The organism is Mesorhizobium sp. M8A.F.Ca.ET.208.01.1.1 (genome assembly GCF_004791315.1).
In the GTDB taxonomy this organism is placed as follows: domain Bacteria; phylum Pseudomonadota; class Alphaproteobacteria; order Rhizobiales; family Rhizobiaceae; genus Mesorhizobium.
In genome coordinates this window covers 1,147,932-1,169,203 of sequence record NZ_SRUT01000001.1, presented here as the reverse complement: position 1 = coordinate 1,169,203, position 21,272 = coordinate 1,147,932, and the positions used below count along the sequence as shown (strand labels likewise).

18 protein-coding genes are annotated in these 21,272 nt (G+C 62.2%); 10 read left to right on the top strand and 8 right to left on the bottom strand.

From position 1 onward, the window contains the following. Positions 1-179 precede the first annotated feature (179 nt). Positions 180-2,069: an MFS transporter gene (locus EN851_RS05780; protein WP_135918568.1), complete on the top strand. Its 1,890-nt coding sequence runs from the start codon at positions 180-182 to the stop codon at positions 2,067-2,069. 80 nt (positions 2,070-2,149) lie between these two features. Here the strand turns inward: EN851_RS05780 and EN851_RS05775 are convergent, their stop codons facing one another. Next, complete coding sequence (locus EN851_RS05775) at positions 2,150-2,344, bottom strand: DUF2735 domain-containing protein (RefSeq protein ID WP_135880299.1); 195 nt, start codon at positions 2,342-2,344, stop codon at positions 2,150-2,152. A gap of 312 nt (positions 2,345-2,656) precedes the next feature. Between EN851_RS05775 and EN851_RS05770 the strand changes: the two genes are divergently transcribed. After that, positions 2,657-3,697, top strand: a complete 1,041-nt coding sequence (locus EN851_RS05770) for a glutamine synthetase beta-grasp domain-containing protein (protein ID WP_127280110.1) — start codon at positions 2,657-2,659, stop codon at positions 3,695-3,697. 118 nt (positions 3,698-3,815) lie between these two features. On the opposite strand, the gene EN851_RS05765 is transcribed toward EN851_RS05770, so the two are convergent. Beyond that, positions 3,816-4,982 (bottom strand): P1 family peptidase, encoded by a 1,167-nt coding sequence (locus EN851_RS05765; RefSeq protein WP_135880300.1) that lies wholly within the window; start codon positions 4,980-4,982, stop codon positions 3,816-3,818. Positions 4,983-5,016: 34 nt separating this feature from the next. Then, positions 5,017-5,619 (bottom strand): TetR/AcrR family transcriptional regulator, encoded by a 603-nt coding sequence (locus EN851_RS05760; protein WP_127869354.1) that lies wholly within the window; start codon positions 5,617-5,619, stop codon positions 5,017-5,019. Positions 5,620-5,765: 146 nt separating this feature from the next. On the opposite strand from EN851_RS05760, the gene EN851_RS05755 reads away from it, so the two are divergent. Next, positions 5,766-7,190, top strand: a complete 1,425-nt coding sequence (locus EN851_RS05755) for an APC family permease (RefSeq protein WP_135928761.1) — start codon at positions 5,766-5,768, stop codon at positions 7,188-7,190. 810 nt (positions 7,191-8,000) lie between these two features. On the opposite strand, the gene glnA is transcribed toward EN851_RS05755, so the two are convergent. Further along, the gene (gene glnA, locus EN851_RS05750; protein ID WP_127279623.1) at positions 8,001-9,410 is read right to left on the bottom strand and encodes a type I glutamate--ammonia ligase; all 1,410 of its coding nucleotides are present in this window, start codon (positions 9,408-9,410) and stop codon (positions 8,001-8,003) included. A 66-nt stretch (positions 9,411-9,476) separates the two neighbouring features. Next, a complete protein-coding gene (locus EN851_RS05745; RefSeq protein WP_006205430.1) occupies positions 9,477-9,815 on the bottom strand; it encodes a P-II family nitrogen regulator in 339 nt (112 codons plus the stop codon). A 357-nt stretch (positions 9,816-10,172) separates the two neighbouring features. Between EN851_RS05745 and EN851_RS05740 the strand changes: the two genes are divergently transcribed. Next, complete coding sequence (locus tag EN851_RS05740; RefSeq protein ID WP_135928760.1) at positions 10,173-11,702, top strand: NAD(P)H-hydrate dehydratase; 1,530 nt, start codon at positions 10,173-10,175, stop codon at positions 11,700-11,702. A gap of 26 nt (positions 11,703-11,728) precedes the next feature. Here the strand turns inward: EN851_RS05740 and EN851_RS05735 are convergent, their stop codons facing one another. After that, complete coding sequence (locus EN851_RS05735; protein ID WP_135928759.1) at positions 11,729-13,261, bottom strand: acyl-CoA carboxylase subunit beta; 1,533 nt, start codon at positions 13,259-13,261, stop codon at positions 11,729-11,731. Between the two features lie 411 nt (positions 13,262-13,672). Here EN851_RS05735 and EN851_RS05730 point away from each other — a divergent pair, with 411 nt between their 5' ends. Further along, on the top strand, positions 13,673-15,097 hold the full coding sequence (locus EN851_RS05730; RefSeq protein ID WP_135928758.1) for a DEAD/DEAH box helicase: 1,425 nt from the start codon (positions 13,673-13,675) through the stop codon (positions 15,095-15,097). Positions 15,098-15,201: 104 nt separating this feature from the next. Here the strand turns inward: EN851_RS05730 and EN851_RS05725 are convergent, their stop codons facing one another. Beyond that, a complete protein-coding gene (locus EN851_RS05725; protein WP_135928757.1) occupies positions 15,202-16,176 on the bottom strand; it encodes an alpha/beta fold hydrolase in 975 nt (324 codons plus the stop codon). 92 nt (positions 16,177-16,268) lie between these two features. After that, positions 16,269-17,090 carry an SDR family oxidoreductase gene (locus EN851_RS05720; RefSeq protein WP_127280474.1) on the bottom strand — a complete coding sequence of 274 codons (822 nt, stop codon included), beginning with the start codon at positions 17,088-17,090 and terminating at the stop codon, positions 16,269-16,271. 225 nt (positions 17,091-17,315) lie between these two features. On the opposite strand from EN851_RS05720, the gene EN851_RS05715 reads away from it, so the two are divergent. The 5 genes from EN851_RS05715 to EN851_RS05695 all read left to right on the top strand — a co-directional run bounded on the left by EN851_RS05715 (position 17,316) and on the right by EN851_RS05695 (position 21,208). Continuing rightward, positions 17,316-18,350, top strand: coding sequence for a cysteine synthase A (locus EN851_RS05715; protein ID WP_135928756.1), 1,035 nt, complete (start codon positions 17,316-17,318; stop codon positions 18,348-18,350). After that, entirely contained in the window at positions 18,350-19,093 is a 744-nt protein-coding gene (locus EN851_RS05710; RefSeq protein WP_135928755.1) for an alanyl-tRNA editing protein, read from the top strand. The genes EN851_RS05715 and EN851_RS05710 overlap by 1 nt, the downstream gene beginning before the upstream one ends. A gap of 24 nt (positions 19,094-19,117) precedes the next feature. Further along, complete coding sequence (gene sseA, locus EN851_RS05705; protein WP_127280901.1) at positions 19,118-19,984, top strand: 3-mercaptopyruvate sulfurtransferase; 867 nt, start codon at positions 19,118-19,120, stop codon at positions 19,982-19,984. Between the two features lie 4 nt (positions 19,985-19,988). Then, entirely contained in the window at positions 19,989-20,552 is a 564-nt protein-coding gene (locus tag EN851_RS05700; RefSeq protein WP_135928754.1) for a GNAT family N-acetyltransferase, read from the top strand. A 98-nt stretch (positions 20,553-20,650) separates the two neighbouring features. Then, positions 20,651-21,208 carry an OmpA family protein gene (locus EN851_RS05695; RefSeq protein WP_127869346.1) on the top strand — a complete coding sequence of 186 codons (558 nt, stop codon included), beginning with the start codon at positions 20,651-20,653 and terminating at the stop codon, positions 21,206-21,208. Positions 21,209-21,272: the final 64 nt, after the last annotated feature.

Genomic DNA, 21,272 nt, shown 5'->3' with positions numbered 1-21,272 from the left:
TCGCTCCGCCTTCGCACTGCACCTAATACGAAAGTCATAATCCCATCGTCGCGGTGCCTTTCCCCGGCGCTTTCTGCCATTTTTCCTGTGTTGGCTGCGTCTTGTGAGTCCGCGTTCCGAGGAGAACGCGGACGTTGGCGCACAGCATCGAGGACTGGGTCTCACGGGAGGATAACTCAATGGCAATGGCATCGACCGCCGGCGGAACGAGCCGCGGCATGACGCGAGAGGAGAAGAAAGTCATCTTCGCTTCCTCGCTCGGCACCGTTTTCGAATGGTACGATTTCTATCTCTACGGCTCGCTGGCGGCTTTCATCGGCTCGACCTTTTTCAGCCCGACCATTCCCGAGGCAACGCGCAACATCTTCGCGCTGCTTGCCTTTGCCGCGGGCTTCCTGGTGCGCCCGTTCGGCGCGCTGCTGTTCGGTCGCATCGGCGACCTCGTCGGCCGCAAATACACATTCCTGGTCACCATGACGATCATGGGTCTCTCGACCTTCCTGGTCGGCCTTCTGCCCGGCTATGCGACCTTGGGCATCGCGGCTCCGGTGATCCTGATCGCCCTGCGCATGCTGCAGGGCTTGGCGCTGGGCGGCGAATATGGTGGTGCGGCCACCTACGTCGCCGAGCACGCGCCCGATGACCGCCGCGGCTTCTACACCTCATGGATCCAGACGACCGCGACGCTAGGCCTGTTCCTGTCGCTGATCATCATCCTTATCGTGCAGGGATCGCTGAGCAAGGAGACTTACGCCGCCTGGGGCTGGCGCATTCCTTTCATCGTCTCTTTCCTGCTGCTCGCCGTCTCGATCTGGATCCGGTTGTCTCTGTCGGAGTCCCCGACCTTCCAGAAGATGAAGGAAGAAGGCAAGGGCTCCAAGGCGCCGCTCTCGGAAGCCTTTGGTCAGTGGAAGAACGCCAAGATCGCGCTCCTGGCGCTGCTCGGCCTCACCGCCGGTCAGGCCGTCGTCTGGTACAACGGCCAGTTCTACGCGCTGTTCTTCCTGCAGAACGTGCTGAAAGTCGACGCGCAGTCGGTCAACATCATGATCGCCATCGCGCTGGCGCTAGGCTCGATCTTCTTTGTCGTGTTCGGCTGGCTCTCCGACAAGATCGGCCGCAAGCCGATCATCATGGCTGGCCTTGCGCTGGCCATCGTCTGCACCTTCCCACTCTTCAAGGCGTTGACCTGGGCCGCCAATCCGGCGCTCGCCAAGGCACAGCAGAGCACCCGGGCAACGGTGACGGCGGCACCCGGCGACTGCAGGTTCCAGTTCAATCCGGTCGGCACGGCGAAATTCACGACATCCTGCGACATCGCGACTTCGTTCCTGACCAAGAACTCGGTTCCGTACGATGTGGTGTCGACGGCGGCCCCCGGGACGGCTGCGTCAGTCAAGATTGGTACAGAGACGGTGCCGTCCTACGATGCGGTCGCGGCCGGCGATCAGGCCAAGGCCAAGGACGCGGTCTTCGTCAAGGCCGTCAACATGTCCCTGCGGGACAGCGGTTATCCGCTGAAGCGTGCGGCAATTAAGGTTGCGGACCAGAAACTCGATGCCTTCATCGCAGCCAATCCTGAACTCAAGCTCGACGCAGCCGCGATCCGCGGCGGCGAGAAGGCAGCGGTGCCGACCGATCAGGCGGTCAAGGACAAGCTCTTGACCGCCGATGAGGCCGCGGGCGCACCCGAGGTCACCGTCTACAACATACCGGGCGGCGGTGCCTTTGCCATGTTCGCCGATCCGGCGGCGGTGAACTGGCCGATGACAATCGGTATCCTGTTCATCCTGGTGCTGTTCGTGACCATGGTTTACGGGCCGATCGCGGCGATCCTTGTCGAGATGTTCCCGACTCGCATCCGCTACACCGGCATGTCATTGCCCTACCACATCGGCAATGGCTGGTTCGGCGGCCTGCTGCCGGCGACGGTGTTCGCGCTCAGCGCCTACAAGGGCGACATCTACTATGGCCTTTGGTACCCGGTGGTCATCGCGGCGATGACGCTGATCATCGGCATGATCTTCGTCAAGGATACGCTGGGAACCGACCTGCACGCCAAGGAGTAGTCGATAGGCTCTTACGAACGAAAAGCCCGGCGCGAGCGATCGCGCCGGGCTTTTTCATGCGAGATCGACGTGGAGCGGCTTCAGCTTTTCCGTTGCGGGTTTTCTTCCTCGACGGCGGCCTCGTGGTACCAACCATCGAAATCGGCGTGCTCGCCGCGAAGCGCGGCAAGCTCTGCCGCGAATTTGGCCTTGGCGCCTAAATTTAAGGCAGTCCTGCGCGCTGCCAGCGGGAACATCAGGATTTTCGCCGACGGACGCGATTGCGTGACTTGCATTGCCGATCTCCCTGCTTTTTCAGAAGCTCGTCGATTCAGTTCTCACCAAAATAGGTTCTGCGATTCATTTAGGCAATATGCCTACGAAAAGATCATGATTTGCCTATGATTTAAGCAGTATTGCCGCTTGTGCGATCCGGACGCATTGCTGAGACGGCTCAGCAAAATCAAAGCCTTGGCATGAGCATTTTGCCGCACCCGTCGGAGGCCGAGTGGCATACGAATTGCTTTTTAATCATCGGCAGGCCGGCCTGTTTCGGCCATGCATCGACACCGCCTGCTTGCGGTGTCCAAGCAACGAGAGGCTCTAGAATGACCAAATACAAGCTCGAGTATATCTGGCTCGATGGATACACCCCGGTCCCCAATCTTCGCGGCAAGACGCAGATCAAGGAATTCGCCGAGTTCCCGACGCTCGAGCAGCTGCCGCTGTGGGGCTTCGACGGGTCCTCGACACAGCAGGCCGAAGGGCATAGCTCCGACTGCGTGCTGAAGCCGGTCGCGGTCTATCCCGATCCGGCCCGCACCAACGGCGTGCTCGTCATGTGCGAAGTCATGATGCCCGATGGCGTGACGCCGCATGCATCCAACAAGCGCGCCACCATCCTCGACGACGAAGGCGCCTGGTTCGGCTTCGAGCAGGAGTATTTCTTCTACAAGGACGGCCGTCCGCTCGGCTTCCCCGAGAGCGGCTATCCCGCACCGCAGGGCCCGTACTATACCGGCGTCGGCTATTCGAACGTCGGCTCCGTCGCGCGCCAGATCGTCGAGGAACATCTTGATCTCTGCCTCGCGGCCGGCATCAACCACGAAGGCATCAACGCCGAAGTGGCCAAGGGCCAGTGGGAATTCCAGATTTTCGGCAAGGGTTCCAAAAAGGCCGCCGACCAGATGTGGATGGCCCGCTATCTGATGCAGCGCCTGACCGAGAAATACGGCATCGACATCGAATACCATTGCAAGCCGCTCGGCGACACCGACTGGAACGGCTCGGGCATGCATGCCAATTTCTCGACCGCCTATATGCGTGAAGTCGGCGGCAAGGCCTATTTCGAAGCGCTGATGGCGGCTTTCGATAAGAACCTGATGGACCACATCGCCGTCTACGGCCCGGACAACGACAAACGTTTGACCGGCAAGCATGAGACAGCGCCGTGGAACAGGTTCAGCTATGGAATCGCCGATCGCGGCGCCTCGATCCGCGTCCCGCATTCGTTCGTCAAGAACGACTACAAGGGCTATCTGGAAGACCGCCGTCCGAACTCGCAGGGCGACCCCTACCAGATCGCCTCGCAGATCCTGAAGACGATCGCTTCGGTGCCGGCGAGCGCGGAGGTTTCGGCCGCCGCCTGATGTCTTTGCGGCGCATGCAACTCCGCGCCGCGAACGGATGCCCATTATGAAAAAGGCCCGGGCGGAAGCGCCCGGGCCTTTTTCGTCAAGCAGTTTGCCGGATTGGCCTCCGTTACTGTCAATCGGCCATGACTCCACGCGCGTTCAGTGCCGTCACCACCTTGGCATGCGGCAGGGCAGGGCTCCGATTGCCGTCGCGGCCGATCATGTCGCTGTTGGCAACAAGCGCGTTGAGCACGGCCTCTTCGGCTGCTTGCACGACGGCTGCGTAGAAATCATCCATGCGACCCCACGGGATGAAATCCATGTGCCCATAGCTGTGTTCGGTCGCCGGTCCTTGCGGGAAGCGGCCGTTGAGGGCGTCGCGGTTGGCGGTCGAGAAAGCGAGAAAGATATCGCCGGAGAAATGCGAGCCGGTGGTGCCTGTCCGTGCGAGGCCGAGCGGCACGCGCCTGGCCAGCGCCTTGCACTGGCCAGGCAGCAGCGGCGCATCGGTGGCGACGATGCCGATGCAGGATCCGGCGCCCGTCGGGCCGCCGCTGAAATAGGCCTCCATCGGGTTGTCGTCGACCAGTTCGTTGCCGATTGGCGCGCCGGCAACGGTGAGTTCGCGGCGCGAGCCGAAATTGGCTTGCAGGAAGACGCCGACCGTGTAGGCGCGATGGCCGTAGTCGACGATCCTTGAAGCCGTGCCCGAGCCGCCCTTGAAGGCGTAGCAGTTCATGCCCGTGCCGCCGCCGACCGAGCCTTCCTCGATGTGCCCGCTCGTCGCATTGTCGATCGCCGCGATCGCATGGTCGACCGTGACATGCGAGCCGTTGATATCGTTGAGATAGCCATCCCAGGTTTCGGCCACCACCGGCAGCAGCCACTGGTTGGCGACGTCGGGCTTGTGGCGCGCCACCCAGTCGATGATGCCGCGATGACAGGGGCCGACCGCATGGGTGTTGGTGATCAGGATCGGCAGGCTGATGCAGCCGGCTTCCTCTATCCACGAGGCGCCGGTCATTTCGCCATTGCCGTTGAAGGAGTGATAGCCGGCGGCGCAGGCCATGCCGACGCCGTCATGGCCGAACGGCAGTATGGCCGTCACGCCGGTGCGCACCGGTCCCTGTCCGAGCGTGAGCCTGCCTTCGCCCTTGATGATCGTGGAGTAGCCGACCAGGACGCCTCTGACATCGGTGATGGCATTGGCGGGGCCGGGCGTGCCCTGCAAGGGAATGGCGAGCGCCCGGGCGCGGGCCTTGCCGGCTGGCGTGGTGGTATGGGTCGGCAGTTGGTCCATGCTGGGGTTCCGCTCCGTTGACTGATATTCTGGCTCAGCGAAGGCTGCAGCCCGTCGCAAGCTCGGCATAGCTGGTCAGGATCGCCATCGCCGAAGGCTGATCGACCGCGGGCACGACATTGACGAGATGCAGCCCCAGGCCGTCCTCCAGCACGACCAGGCTGCGTGCGATCGTCTCGCTGGTCGCCCGTAGTTTAAAGATGCCGGTGGCGGCGCCCGCCTCCAGTATGCCGACATAGATCGACACCTGCCGCTCGAACAAAGTGATGTGGCGGGCCGCGTAGCTCGCATCCGAGCGCGAATAGGCGCCAAGTTCGAGCAGCAGCCGGCAGAGCTGATCGTCCGTGTCCGTCGGCAGTCCGCTTTCAATCATCGTTTTCAGCCGCAGCCGCGGATCGGCGATCTCGGCAGCCGACGCAGCGCGTATGGTGCAGAACCGCTCGACGGCTTTGCGTTGCACATCGTCCAGCAGGTCCTTCAGCCCCGGATAATAGTAGAGCAGGGCGCTCGAACTCATCCCTGCTTCATTGGCGACGTCGCGCAACGTGACGCCGGCAAGGCCGCGCTTGGCGATCATCGATTCCGCTGCCGCGACGAGCGTGAGGCGACGATCGGTCTGGGTTTTGGGTCGTCCCATCTTCGTTTCCTGAATTTGATTCAGTTTAAAACAGCCTCATGAAATTTCGCAAGCACCAATGCGCTATATTTATTGACGATATCTGACTCCGTCGATAGGTTCCTCATCGGAGGAAATTTTTATTTTATTAAAAAAAGAGGAGGAAGATGTCTACAAACGAAGCAACGACAGGGGCAACCGCCAAGGCCGCGCCCGCCGCCAAGGGACTGGATCGGGCACTGAATGCGCTCGGCACGCTGATGATCGTGCTGTCGGCAGTGACGCCGGCATCCTCGGTGTTCATCATCGTGCCGGGCGTCATCGCGCTGGCCGGCACCGGTTCATTCCTCAGTTTCGTCATTGCCGCGGTCATCGGGCTGTTCATGGCCTTCGTGTATGCCGAGCTCTCGTCGGCCTATCCGATGGCCGGCGGCGAATACACCATGATCGGCCGCACGCTCGGCCGCTTCTGGGGCTTCGTCACGCTGGTGCTGGTGTTTGTCTCGATCGTGCTGATCGTCGCCGTCATCGCGCTTGGTGTCGGCACCTATCTCGGCGTGCTCATCCCCAACCTCAGTCCGCAATGGGTCGGCGTGGTGACGATCGGGCTGGCCGGCACGGTCGCGGCGATGCGAATCAAGCTCAATGCCTTCGTCACCGGCATTTTCCTCGGCATCGAGATGCTGGCGCTGCTGATCCTGACGGGTCTCGGCTTTGCCCATGTCGAACGGCCGCTCTCCAGCCTGTTCACCTCGCCGCAATTGCTCGACGCCACCACGAACACGCTTGTTCCGGCCTCGGCCGGCATCATCCTGGCATCAACCGCTGTTTCGCTGTTTGCCTATAACGGCTATGGCGCGGCCGCTTATCTTGGCGAGGAGACGCAGGATGCCAGGCGCAACATCGGCAAGGTGGTGCTCTGGGCATTGGTGATTACCGTCGCGGCCGAACTCATTCCGCTGACGGCGGTGCTGCTGGGGTCTCCGGACCTTCCCGGCCTGCTCGCGGCACCCCAGAAGATCGAGTATTTTCTGGAAGCGCGCGGCGGCCATGCGCTGACGGTTCTGATCAGCCTTGCCATCGTCGTCGCCATCTTCAACGCCGTCATCGCCATCATCCTGCAGGCCGCCAGGCTGCTGTTCAGCTCCGGCCGCGACAAGACCTGGTTCGGCCCAATCAACGCCGCCGTCGCCTCGGTCCATGGCAGCTACGCATCGCCCTGGATCGCCACCATCGTCGTGGCGGTGCTGGCTGCGCTCGCCTGCTTCATCGATCTCAATCTGCTGCTGGTGGTCAGCGGCACGTCGCTGGTGGTGATCTACGCGCTTTTGTGCGTGGCGGTGTTTGCCGGCCGCCGCAATGGCACCACGGCTGGCGGACACTACCGCATGCCGCTGTTCCCGGTGCCGGCCGTCCTTGCCTTTGTGGCGCTGGTCTATGTCGCCTACCAGAACCTGCTCGATGCCGCTTTCGGGCGCCCGAGCCTGATCGCGACGCTGCTGATCATGGCAGTGGCGGCAATCTACTACCTGCTGATCCTGGCCAGGCGAACGGACTGGAAGCTGCACGGTCCCGACGAGCTTGCTGGATAGGCGTTACCCTCCGACGCTCTGTCCTTGCGAGAACCCCGGCCGTCGCCGGGGTTCTCTTTTGTGGCGGCCCGTCCATTCCGGAGAGACTCGCTCCGGGATGCCACGTTAGCAGCGAGTGGGCGGAACAGGCGCTGAACGTCCATCAAAACCGATCGAACGGCTGCGACTTGAATACACCCAAAAAAAGTCAGGCTGAAAAGGTCGGGTCAGCTTCAGCGAATGAGGAGGCTTTTGGCCGGCATGCCATACCCTTCATCGATGGCTTGCTTTTCTGTATTTGGTGAAAAAGCCCGGAAAACTGCCTGTTTCCGGCTCGTCCGTACACCAACGAACCCTTGTATAAGCCACTGTTCATGCAAGGAAATCGCCAGTTGGTGCCATACCTCCGTGGCGTTGACATATGACGCCGCGGCATGCGTATTCATGGCTATGGGTTACGCCAAGCGATGCTGTTCGAACGGGGCGGGGGTTTCGTGAACGACTGCATTGGCGGGGGCGCCGGACGAGCGGGCATTGCAGCCTGAGGCAGTGCGCCGCTCGCTCCTGGCGTTCGATTGCGCTCGAAAGGCTACGGCTACTTGCTCGAATGGGCACTGGCTGGGTCCTGCCGCCCGTGACCTGAGGTCTTTCGCCGGCGGCCGCCGCGAGGCCCGGCAGCTCCAGCTGCGATCCGTCCTTCAAAACCTAAGCAAGTTGACCATCGTGCGTGGCTGTCCGCAAACAATCCATCGACAGAGCCCTTTGGATCAGCAAAAAGCCCTTGAAGGGGGAAATCCTTCAAGGGCTTTGAAACATTATCCGAACGGAATCCTAGACCGAATAGTACATGTCGTATTCGACCGGATGCGGGGTCATTTCGAAGCGCATCACTTCCGCCATTTTCAGTTCGATGTAGCTATCGATCTGGTCGTCGTCGAAGACGCCGCCGGCCTTCAGGAAGCCGCGATCCTTGTCGAGGCTTTGCAGCGCTTCACGCAGCGAGCCGCAGACGGTCGGGATCTTCTTCAGCTCCTTCGGCGGCAGGTCGTAGAGATCCTTGTCCATCGGCTGTCCCGGATGGATCTTGTTCTTGATGCCGTCGAGGCCGGCCATCAGCATGGCGGCGAAAGCGAGATAGGGGTTCGCGCCCGGATCCGGGAAGCGGACCTCGACGCGCTTGGCCTTTGGCGACGAGCCGAATGGGATGCGGCAGGAGGCCGAGCGGTTGCGCGCCGAATAGGCGAGCAGCACCGGCGCTTCGTAGCCAGGCACCAGACGCTTGTAGGAGTTGGTCAGCGGGTTGGTGAAGGCATTGATCGCCTTGGCATGCTTGATGATGCCGCCGATGTAGAACAGGCAGCTCTCCGACAGACCGGCATATTCATTGCCGGCGAAGGTCGGCTTGCCGCCCTTCCAAATCGACTGGTGGACGTGCATGCCCGAGCCGTTGTCGCCGAAGATCGGCTTCGGCATGAAGGTGGCGGTCTTGCCATAGGCGTTGGCGACCTGGTGCACGACATACTTGTAGATCAGCATCTTGTCGGCGTTGCGGACCAGCGTGTCGAACTTGATGCCCAGTTCGTGCTGGGCGGCGGCCACCTCATGGTGATGCTTTTCGACGCGCACGCCCATTTCGGCCAGCACCGTCAGCATTTCGGAACGCATGTCCTGCGCCGAATCGATCGGCGGCACCGGAAAATAGCCGCCCTTGATGCGCGGCCGGTGACCGAGGTTGCCGGTTTCGTAGTCGGTGTCGTCGTTCGACGGCAGTTCGGTCGAATCGAGCTTGAAGCCGGTGTTGTAGGGATCGGCCTTGTACTTGACGTCGTCGAACACGAAGAACTCGGCTTCCGGGCCGACGTAGATGGTGTCGCCGATGCCTTCCGCCTTCATGTAGGCCTCGGCCTTCTTGGCCGTGCCGCGCGGATCGCGGTTGTAGGATTCGCCCGAGACCGGGTCGAGGATGTCGCACAGGATAACCATGGTCGACTGCGCGAAGAACGGGTCCATGTGGACCGTGTCCGGATCGGGCATCAACACCATGTCGGACTCGTTGATGGCCTTCCAGCCGGCGATCGAGGAGCCGTCGAACATGACACCGTCGGCGAACATGTCTTCCTCGACCTCGACGACATCCATCGTCACGTGCTGCAGCTTGCCCTTCGGGTCGGTGAAGCGCAGGTCGACGAATTTCACGTCGTTGTCCTTGATCTGCTTCATGATGTCTTTGGCTGTCGTCATGTCATGTATCCCTGTGTGCTGACGTTTTTTGATGGATGACGTTTCTTAGAGGATGGCCGGGTCGGATCAAACCGCGTCCATGCCGGTTTCGCCGGTGCGGATGCGCACGACTTCCTCGATGTTGGAGACGAAGATCTTGCCGTCGCCGATACGGCCGGTCTGGGCCGCCTTGCGGATGGCCTCGATCGCGCCTTCCACGGCATCGTCGCCGAGCACGACCTCGATCTTCACCTTGGGCAGGAAGTCGACGACATATTCGGCGCCGCGGTAGAGTTCGGTGTGACCCTTCTGGCGCCCGAAACCCTTGGCCTCGGTCACGGTAATGCCTTGCAGTCCAGCCTCCTGAAGCGCTTCCTTCACTTCGTCCAGCTTGAATGGCTTGATGATCGCTTCGATCTTTTTCATGTAAAAGGTGGCCTCCACTGCCAAAAAAACGGGTTGTGAGCCCCCGCTTGCGCCTCCATCAAGCACGAACTGTGCCAGTCGGAGGGAACAGAAGCGGTGTCATACGATTTCAAAGCCATGTCACCCCCAGATGTAAATTCGCGTCATTCGCTGCATTGGAAGCGGCATGAAGGGCAACAGCCTATCCGGCGTCACTGTACGTGTCTGCCCAATATCTGGGCAAATTGCTCATCTTGCGGGCAGCTTGGTGCCTGCGATCCTTGCGCCGATCGACGTGGCCATGACAGCGGCAACTCCTCCCCGTTTGCGTCGAGCCGAAAACTGGACAATGCTTGATCGAATGCGGATCGGCAATCCATGAGCCACGAACTTCTTACTTCCGCCGATATGGGCGAGGCGGATCGGCTGACTATTGCAGCAGGTCCAACCGACGGCATTGGATTGATGCGCCGTGCCGGGCAAGCCGTCGCGGCGCAAGTGCTCAGGCGCTATCCCGCGGCGGCGCACGTCCATGTGTTGTGCGGCCCGGGCAACAATGGCGGCGACGGTTATATCGTTGCCCAGGTCCTTGCCGGCAGCGGCGTCGCCACCACGGTCTGGGCGCATGGTCCGCCAAGGCCGGATAGCGACGCGGCACTCGCCGCCGCGGAATGCTCCGTCAGGCCCCAGCCGCTATCGGACTTTAATGCCGGACCCGGCTCGATCGTGGTCGATGCGCTTTACGGGGCAGGGCTGTCCAAGCCGCTGTCCGGCGAGGCTGCCAGGGCGGTCGATCTCGTGAGCGACCTGCATCTGCCGGTTGTCGCGGTCGACCTGCCTTCCGGTATCTCCGGTGACAGCGGCAAGGTGCTCGGCACATCGTTCTCAGCCGACCTCACCGTGACCTTCGCGCGCAAGAAACCCGGCCATATGCTCCTGCCCGGCCGGGAACGATGCGGCGAGATCGTGCTTGCCGATATCGGCATCGGCGCGCAGATCATCGCAACGCTCCAGCCCCGGACATTCGAGAACGGACCGGAGCTTTGGTTGCGCGGTTTGCCGGTGCCGGCCGTCGACGCGCACAAATACAAGCGCGGCCATGTCGGTGTCTTTTCCGGTGGACCCAACGCTACCGGCGCGGCGCGGCTCTCGGCGCTTGCCGCCGCCCGAAGCGGGGCAGGGGCGGTGACGCTTCTGTCGCCGGGCAACGCCATGCAGGTCAATGCCGCGCACCTGACCTCGATCATGTTGCGCAGGACCGACGACACTGCCGACATTGAGGCATTTGTCGGGGAACGTCGGCCATCGGCCTTTGTTCTCGGACCCGGCTTTGGCGTCGGTGAAAAAACCAAGGCGTTCGCGCTCGCGCTGCTCGCGTCGGGCAAGCCAGCGGCCGCCTCCACCGGAATTGACGGCCTGGTCTTCGACGCCGACGCGATCACGAGTTTTCGGGAGGCGCCAGACGTTTTGTTCGAAGCCGCCCGTGGGCCGGACGCGCCGGCGCTGGTGATGACACCGCATGAAGGCGAGTTCGCCAGGCTGTTTCCTGGTATCGCCGACGACAATGCCTCCTCGAAGCTGGACAAGGCACGCTCGGCTGCCGCGAATGCCAATGCCGTCATCGTCTACAAGGGCGCCGATACGGTGATCGCCGCTCCGGATGGCAGGGCGGCGATCAATTCCAACGGCGTGGCCTGGCTTGCCACAGCGGGGTCGGGCGATGTGTTGTCCGGCATCGCGGCCGGACTGCTTGCCCAAGGCATGCCGGCATTCGAAGCGGCCTGCGCGGCGGTCTGGATCCATGCCGAGGCGGGCAGTCGGTTTGGGCCGGGGCTGATCGCCGAGGACTTGCCGCTGGCGCTGGTGCCGGTGCTGCGCGACCTGGTGGCTGCAGGAGACGGGCGCTGATCAACCGCGATGCCCGCGACACCAGTTCACAGCGGAATGTTGTCGTGCTTCTTCCAGGGGTTCTGCATGTCCTTGTTGCGCAGCATGCGAAGCGCCCGGGCGATACGGCGGCGGGTCGAGTGCGGCATGATCACCTCGTCGACATAGCCGCGCTCGGCGGCCACGAAAGGCGACAGGAAGCGATCCTCGTAAGCCTTTGTATGGGCAGCGATCTTTTCGCCATCGCCGATGTCCTTGCGGTAGATGATCTCGACCGCGCCTCTGGCGCCCATCACCGCGATCTGCGCCGTCGGCCAGGCATAGTTCATGTCGCCGCGCAGATGTTTTGACGCCATCACGTCATAGGCGCCGCCATAGGCCTTGCGGGTGATGACGGTGATCTTCGGCACGGTCGCCTCGGCATAGGCGAAGAGCAGCTTGGCGCCATGCTTGATCAGGCCGCCATATTCCTGCGCGGTACCCGGCAGAAAGCCGGGAACATCGACGAAGGTGACGATTGGGATTGAAAAACAGTCGCAGAAGCGCACGAAGCGTGCCGCCTTGCGGCTGGCGTCGGAATCGAGCACACCCGCCAGCACCATTGGCTGGTTGGCGACAAAGCCGACCGTGCGGCCCTCGACCCGGCCGAAACCGGTGACGATATTCTTCGCAAAGCTCTGCTGGATCTCGAAGAAATCGCCCTCGTCGGCGACCTTCAGGATCAATTCCCTGATGTCATAGGGCTTGTTGGCGTTGTCGGGGATCAGCCGGTCGAGCGACATGTCATGATCGGTGACCGACTGGTAGCATTCGATCTCGGGAATCTCTGATGTGTTGGAAGCCGGTAGCAGGTCGATCAGCCGGCGCATCTGCAGGAGTGCTTCGACGTCATCGTCATAGGCGCCATCGGCGATCGAGGATTTCGTCGTGTGGACGGAAGCACCGCCGAGGCTCTCGGCTGTCACCGTCTCGTTGGTCACGGTCTTCACCACGTCCGGCCCGGTGACGAACATGTAGGAGGTGTCGCGCACCATGAAGATGAAATCGGTCATGGCCGGCGAATAGACGTCACCGCCGGCACAAGGGCCCATGATGACGGAGATCTGCGGTATGACGCCCGAAGCGAGCACGTTGCGCTGGAAGATTTCGGCATAGCCGCCGAGTGCCGCCACGCCTTCCTGGATGCGCGCCCCGCCGGCATCGTAGAGGCCGATGATCGGCGCACGGTTGCGCAGCGCCATCTCCTGCACCTTGATGACCTTTTCGGCATGGGCTTCCGACAGCGAGCCGCCGAACACTGTGAAATCCTTGGCGAAGAGATAGACCGGGCGGCCATTGACCGTACCCCAGCCCGTGACGACGCCATCACCTGCGATCTTGGTCTTCTCCATGCCAAAATCGGTCGAGCGATGCTCGACATACATGTCGAACTCCTCGAACGAGCCTTCGTCGAGGAACACCTCGATTCGTTCGCGCGCGGTGAGCTTGCCCTTCTTGTGCTGGGCGTCGATGCGGGCCTGGCCGCCACCCATGCGGGCGATGTCGCGCCGCCGCTCGAGTTCCTTCAGCACGTCCTTCATCGCTCGGTCCCCAGAAAACGGAAGCTGCGTTTGTGGTAATGATGCCCGACGGGGAGCGCAAGCGTCGGCTTTTTGGTCCGTTTTTGTTGCGCTGCAACATGGAGCCCTTGCATTTCGGGGCGAACTCAGCCATATGCAGCGGCATAGGCGCTTGGGCCGGACTCACCGGCCTTCTCGACGAATGAGACTGGTTGCGTCTGTTTTCCCTCTTTCCGGTATATCGGCCCCTCTTTCCGGTACATCACAAAGTGGCGAAAAAGCCCCGTGGCATGATGCCTGCGGGCACGACAGCGCAGCCGCGCGGACAATCCTGTCCGCCGCCTTGTCGTTCCATGACAGTTTATCCGACGGCAGGTTGCGCCCTGCCGCCATTGATGTTTGCGGCCAGAGGCCGCGTGAAAGAAGATTATTTTGACCAACGAACATACTTTGCCCGGCAATGAAACCGCGGAACTCTCCGGTTTCGCGGCGCTGGGAATTACGGGTGCGCTGCTCAAGGCAACCCACAATGCCGGCTTCGCCGAACCGAAGCCGATCCAGATGCAGGCGATCCCGCCGCAGCTGGAAGGCCGTGACATTTTCGGCATCGCGCAGACCGGCTCCGGCAAGACCGCGGCCTTCGCGCTGCCGATCCTGTCGAAGATCATTGCGCTCGGCACCAAGCGGCGCGCCAAGACGACCCGTGCGCTGATCCTGGCGCCGACCCGTGAACTCGCCGTGCAGATCGAGGACACGATCAAGATCCTCGCCAAGGGCGCGCATGTCTCGACGGCACTCGTACTGGGCGGCGTCTCGCGCTTCAGCCAGGTGAAGAAGGTTGCTCCCGGCGTCGATATCCTCATCGCCACGCCCGGCCGCTTGACCGACCTCGTGCGCGAGGGCGACCTCATCCTCTCGGACACCAAATGGCTGGTGCTGGATGAGGGCGATCGCATGCTCGACATGGGCTTCATCAATGACGTCAAGCGCATTGCCAAGGCGACCGCGCCCGACCGCCAGACGGCACTGTTCTCGGCCACCATGCCGGACGAGATCGCCGAGCTCGCCAAGGGCCTCCTGAAGAACCCGGTCCGCATTGAAGTTTCGCCGCAAAGCACCGCGGCGGCCGAGATCGTGCAGGGCGTCGTCTTCGCCCGCACCAAGCAGAAGCGCCAGGTTCTGTCGACGATGCTCGCTGACGCGGCGATGAAGTCCGTCATCATCTTTTCGCGCACCAAGCATGGTGCGGACCGGGTGACCAAGGACCTCGAGCGCGACGGCTTCAAGGCCGCCGTCATCCATGGCAACAAGTCGCAGAATGCCCGCCAGAAGGCGCTGAATGACTTCCGTGACGGCTCGGTGCGCATTCTGGTCGCGACCGACATCGCGGCGCGTGGCATCGACGTGCCCGGCATCAGCCATGTCGTGAATTTCGACCTTCCGGATGAGGCGGAAAGCTACGTCCACCGCATCGGCCGCACCGGCCGCAACGGTATGGAGGGCATCGCGATCACGCTTTGCGATCCTTCGGAGAACAGCAAGCTGCGCCAGGTCGAGCGGATCATCCGCACCAAGCTGCCTGTTGTTGCCGACCATCTCGGCAGCCCCGATCCGGCACGCAATCCGGCTGAGAAGAACGAGCGCTTCGAACCCGCCAACGATCGCAGCGACCGTAACGGCCGTCGCGACGGCCGGCGGCCGGGCGGCGAGAAGAAGCAGAACAACGGCTTCGGCAAGAAGCGCTTCGGCGACAAGCCGGCCTTTGCCGGCGAGCGCAAGCCCGAAGGCGCCAAGCCCTTCAAGGGCAACAACAAGCGCCGCTTCGGCGGCAAGCGTCCGGCAGCGCGGGCTGCTTGATAGGCCTCACGGACGCCTCCAATCCCTGGGGTTGGCTGGTTGACCGGATAACAAAGAAGAGGGCGGCCGAGGCAATGCTTCGGCCGCCCTCTTCTTCTTGAAGCCTATTTCGCCACCGCTTCGATCCAGACGGCAATCCGTTGCGCCAGGAACGCCGTGGTGGATGGCGACAGCGCGTCGCCGGCAATGACATGATTGTCGGGATCGCCGGTGCTTTCCATGGGCACCAGCTCATGCGCGCCACCCCAGCGTGCGGCGATTTCGCGGGTGCGGTCGGGCCGTACTACCTTGTCGATATCCGAGAAGATGAACAGGGCAGGGATGGTCGCCTTCTCCACAGGCGCGCCATAGGCAAGCTCGGTCAGGGCCTGCATCGGCATCGTCGCGGCGATCGGATATCTGGTGGTCCACAATTTCTCATGCAGCGCATTGCGTGGCACGAAGCTGCGCTCCTTGCCGGCGACGAGTTCGGCGATCTGCTTGCCCCAGGGCATGGTCAGGATCTCTGCGCCGGATGCTTTCACGCCGAAATTGGGCGAGATGAATGCAATGGCCGCCACACCCTCGGATGCCCCGGGCTGCGTCGCCGCCCAGGCCGCCAGCGAGCCGCCGGTCGACGTCGAGATGACGATCACCTTGTCGCCGATTGCCCGGCCGATGGCGATCGCCTCCTCATAGTCGTTGATCCAGGCATTGACGCTGCCTTGCGTCATCGCTTCGCCGTCTTGGCCATGACCGGTGAGGCGGGTGTAGAACAGGTTGGCGTCGAGCTGGTCGGCCACGTCGTCTGGTAGCGGGCGCAGCTCGCCCTTCGATGCGGAAAAGCCGTGGATGTAGACGATCGACAGCGGGGTCTTGGCATGCACCATCGGGTTGGCCCAGACGATCTCCTTTTCCAACCCGTCGCGGTTATTGGGTACGGCGGCCTCCACTTTTGCCACATAGGCTTGTGGGTCGTCGCCGATGACGGAAGGATCGAAGCGGATCGTGGTGTCGATCGCTACGCGTGGACCCAGTACCAAGGTCAGTGCAAGGATGGCGACCAGGCCCAGCACAGCAAGCACGATCCGTCGCCCCATCGCAGACTCCACGCAACAATATTCAACCTATGGCGGTGGCCATGGACAGGCAACGGCCGTTCAGGCAGCCATGCCAGCAATCCTGTGGGCATCTATTCGTTGGGCGGTTTGCGCTCGTAATGCAGCGGCCGTGCCTTCCAGCTGGTCGTCAGGATGATCACCCATCGGCATAAAGGCCTTGGCAGCATGCCAAGAATTTTCAGCGGCCAGCTCGTCCGGTAAGGGAAGGTCACTTCGAAGCCACCGGACTTGATGCCCCGCACCATGCGGCGGGTCGCGCGGCCGACCGGCATCAGGCCCGGCATCGGCAGCATGTTCTTTTCGGTCAATGGCGTATCGACAAAACCGGGATTTATCACCTGAACGCGGATGTTCATCTTGTCGAAATCATACTTCAGCGACTCGGCCAGGATGTTGATGGCGGCCTTGGTGCCGCCATAGGCGGCCGTGGTCGGCCAGCCAAAATAGGCGGTCACCGAGCCGACCAGAACGACATGGCCGCGCGCGCGCACCCGCATATGCTCGACGACAGGCACCAGCCCATTGATGATGCCGAAATAGTTGACCTCGAAGGAGCGGCGGAAGTCCTTGACGACGAGGGATTCGCCGGGTGTCGAGATGTAATTTCCAGCATTGAATATGGCGAGCACGATCGGTCCGAGGTCCTTCTCGATCGCGGCGACCGTTCTTGCCATGCGCGGCTCGTCGGTGACGTCGCAGGGAAAGGACACGACCTTGCCCGGCATCTGCGCGGTCTCGACGATGAGCGTGTCGATCGGATCGTCGTCCAGCGCTGTCACCGCCACCGCATAGCCTTGTGACGCCAGGTCCCTGGCCAGCGAACGGCCAATGCCGCTGCTGCCGCCCGTGACCCAGGCGACGCCGTGTTTCGGATCGGCCCGATAGAGTGTCATGCTGCGCCCTGCCGAGTTGTTGGTGCTTTGCTCTAGCGGTGAAGAAATCGAATGAAAAGAGTGCTTTTCCACCACAGGTGCAAATGAACTGTGTGATATCGAGCCCGGTCGCGGCAAGGTCGGCACCCGCAGGGCCGGAAATGCGACTGGACCAGACGAATTCTTGCCTTGAAACCGCAGCGTTGGGTTTCTAGGGTTTCGGCGCATGTACACAAGGAATCCTGAATGCCCCGTTCTGTGATCGACGCGATCGGCAACACGCCTCTGATCCGCCTCAACAAAGCTTCCGAGGAAACCGGCTGCGATATCCTGGGCAAGGCCGAGTTCATGAATCCGGGACAGTCGGTCAAGGATCGCGCCGGCCTGTTCATCATCCGCGACGCCGAACAACGTGGCCTGTTGAAGCCGGGCGGTGTCATCGTCGAGGGGACAGCCGGCAACACCGGCATCGGGCTGACGCTCGTCGCCAAGGCGCTCGGCTACCGCACCGTCATCGTCATCCCGGATACGCAAAGCCAGGAAAAGAAGGATACGATCCGGCTGCTCGGCGCCGAGCTGATCGAAGTGCCGGCCGTGCCCTACAAGAACCCCAACAATTACGTGAAACTGTCGGGACGGCTGGCCGAGCAGATGGCGAGGAGCGAGCCGAACGGCGCCATCTGGGCCAACCAGTTCGACAATGTCGCCAACCGCGATGGCCATATCCGCACCACGGCCGAGGAAATCTGGACCCAGACCGGCGGCAAGGTCGACGGTTTTGTCTCGGCGGTGGGTTCGGGTGGAACGCTGGCCGGTGTCGGGCTCGGATTGAAGGCCAAGAGCAAGAACGTCAAGATTGCGCTCGCCGACCCTCTTGGCGCCGCGCTCTACAGTTTCTACACCAGCGGTGAGCTGAAGTCCGAAGGCAGTTCGATCACCGAGGGCATCGGGCAGGGGCGCATCACCGCCAATCTCGAAGGTTTCACGCCTGACTTCTCCTACCAGATCAAGGACGAGGACGCGCTGCCGATCGTCTTCGACCTGATCCAGGAGGAAGGCCTGTGCGTCGGCGGCTCGACCGGCATCAACATTGCCGGCGCGATGCGGCTGGCCAGGGAATTGGGCCCGGGCCACACCATCGTGACCATCCTTTGCGACTACGGCACGCGCTATCAGTCGAAATTGTTCAACCCTGACTTCCTGCGCGACAAGAAGCTGCCGGTGCCGGGCTGGATGGAACTGCAGAGCAAGATCTCGGTGCCGTTCGAAAAGGTTGCGTGATGGCGCACAAGACGGAAGCGCTGTTTCGCGACGATGCCTATCTCAGGACGGCTGACGCCACGGTCGTCGCCATCAATGAGCGCGGCGGCATCATTCTCGACCGGACGATCTTCTACGCAACCTCGGGCGGGCAGCCGGGCGACACTGGTCGTATCGAACGTGCCGATGGCAGCCGCATCGCGATCGCCGCCACGATCACCGGCGAGACCAAGGACGAGATCATCCATGTGCCGGCGCCGGAGCAGGCCATGCTGCGGATCGGTGAGCGCGTGAACCTGCAGATCGACTGGGAGCGCCGGCACCTGCTGATGCGCATGCACGCTGCCTGCCATCTGCTGACAGTCGTCTGTCCATTCCCGATCACCGGGGCGGCGGTCTCCGAGGACGACAGCCGTGTCGATTTCGACATTCCGGACGCCAGCTTCACCAAGGAAGAGGTGACTGCCGGCATGATGGACCTGGTGCAGGCTGATCATCCCATCTTTACCAGGCTGATCAGCGACGAGGAATTGGGCGCCAATCCCGGCCTGGTAAAATCCAAGAATGTCAGACCGCCTGTTGGCACGGGCAAGATCCGTCTCGTCTGCATCGGTGAGAACGCCTCGGTGGACAGCCAGCCCTGCGGCGGTACCCATGTGAAGAGCACCGGCGAGATCGGCGAAATCCACATCGGCAAGATCGAGAAGAAGGGCCGGGAAAACAGGCGCTTCCGCATCCGCTTCGGCCCGATGCCGGTAAATTGAACAGACAGAGCGGCAGGAGAAAAGATGGCCGAAGACAGCGCTTTCACCGTCGATGCGGACTGGCTGCAGGAGCGGTTGGGCCAGCCGGGCCTGACGATCGTAGACGCCTCCTGGTATCTGCCGGCGCAAAAACGCGACGCGCGCGCCGAGTATGATGCAGCCCATATTCCAGGCGCCCGTTTCCTGGACCAGGATGCCGTTTCGGACCCCGACGCCGCCTTGCCGCATACGCTCGCATCGCCGCAGCATTTTGCTCAGTATGTCGGCGCGATGGGCGTTTCTGCGGATGACACCATCGTCGTCTATGATGGCCCAGGCTTTTTCTCCGCGCCCCGGGCATGGTGGATGTTCCGCGTCATGGGCGTCTTCCAGACCTATATTCTGGACGGCGGCTTCGATGGCTGGAAGGCGTCCGGCCGGCCGATAACGGCCGAACCGACCAAGATCGCGCCAAGTGTCTTTCATGCCGATTTCGACGCTGGTCGCGTCGTCGGCCTAGCCGACATGCGCCGGATCGTCGATACGGGGGCAAGCCAGATTGCCGACGCGCGTGGGGCAGGGCGCTTTACCGGTTCAGAGCCCGAGCCCCGCGTTGGCATCCGCTCCGGCCACATGCCGGGGGCACGCAATATCCCCTATTCGGCGCTTTCCGAAAACGGCAGGCTGCTGCCGAAGGACCGTTTGCGCAAGGTGATTGAGGACGCCGGCATCGACCTGTCGAAGCCCGTTGTCACATCCTGCGGCTCCGGTGTCACGGCCGCGGTGGTCACGCTGGCACTGGAGACGGTTGGCCACACCGACAACAGGCTTTATGACGGCTCATGGACCGAGTGGGGCGGATTGCCCGATACGCCAGTCGTGACCGGCCCAGCCACTACCGGCAAGGAATGAATTGATGGAAAACGGAGTGCTGCAGGACATTGAAGTCACGGTGACTTTTCTCGAAATGCATGCACCTCCGGCCGCCTCGCCACCGGTGCCCTACAACCGCCAGGTCGCACTGCTGAAGACCAGGGACATCCCCTTGCATTTCTACCGCTACCTGATGGACCGGGTGGGGCGCAAATGGCACTGGGTCAATGTTCTGAGGCTGAATGACGATGAGCTGTCGGCCGGAATCCACCGCGAGGATCGCGACATCAGGGTGCTCTATCTCGACGGCTCGCCGGCAGGCTTCTTCGACCTCAAGCCGCATCTGTCTGAGGAAGTCGAGCTCGCCTATTTCGGCATGATGGAACACGCCACCGGGCAAGGCATCGGCCGCTGGTTCCTTGGCTCGGCGATTGCCGCGGCATGGTCGCATGGGCCGAAAAGGGTGACGGTGCAGACCTGCACGCTCGACCACCCCGCAGCCCTGCCGCTCTACCAGAAGCTTGGTTTCAAGCCGGTCGCGCAGAAGAAGGAAATCGTGCATCCCCTGCCTTTCGCCGAGCGCTCGGCAAGCGTCATGCGGCCGTAACTCCAGCCGGAATCTGAACCTTCCGTTCATCGGCGCTTCAGCCTGTCTTTGGCATGTTGCCCGCATTGCCAATGCGGCCGAGGCCGAAGGAGAAAGACATGCTGACCCGACGTACTCTTGCCGCCGCGCTGATTGCGGCGATTGCCATGCCGAGCCTTGCCGCTGCCCAGGCGACGACGCCCTCGGCCGCGACGATCGAGCGAAAGCTCGAGGCGGCACCCCGGGTCAAGCTGCGGCCGAACGAGCGCGTCACCATCCGTGAATTCAAGCGCCGGCCGGACCTGCGCCGCATGGCGCGCTCGATCGATATCCAGTCGATCAATTTCGCCTTTGGCTCCGCGGCGATTTCCAGTTCGCAGTATAACAAGATCGATAACATCGCCGATGCGCTGCGCCGCATCCTGCGTCGCGACCCCGGCGCGCGTGTGCTCATCGAGGGTCATACCGACGCTGTCGGATCGTTTCAGTCGAATCAGGTTCTTTCCGAACAGCGCGCCGCTTCGCTGAAGCGCACGCTGGTGCGTGAATTCGGCGTGCCCGGTTATGCATTGGAGACTGTCGGTTACGGCGAGGAATTCCTGCTGGTGCCGACTCAGAGCGAGAACTGGCAGAATCGCCGGGTGACATTGCGCCGCTTCGACGATTTCATCCGCTGAACGCAGGCGCCGATTCAAACTAATTAGCCGGCTTATATTGTCCCGGCTGGCAATATCGGCGCTT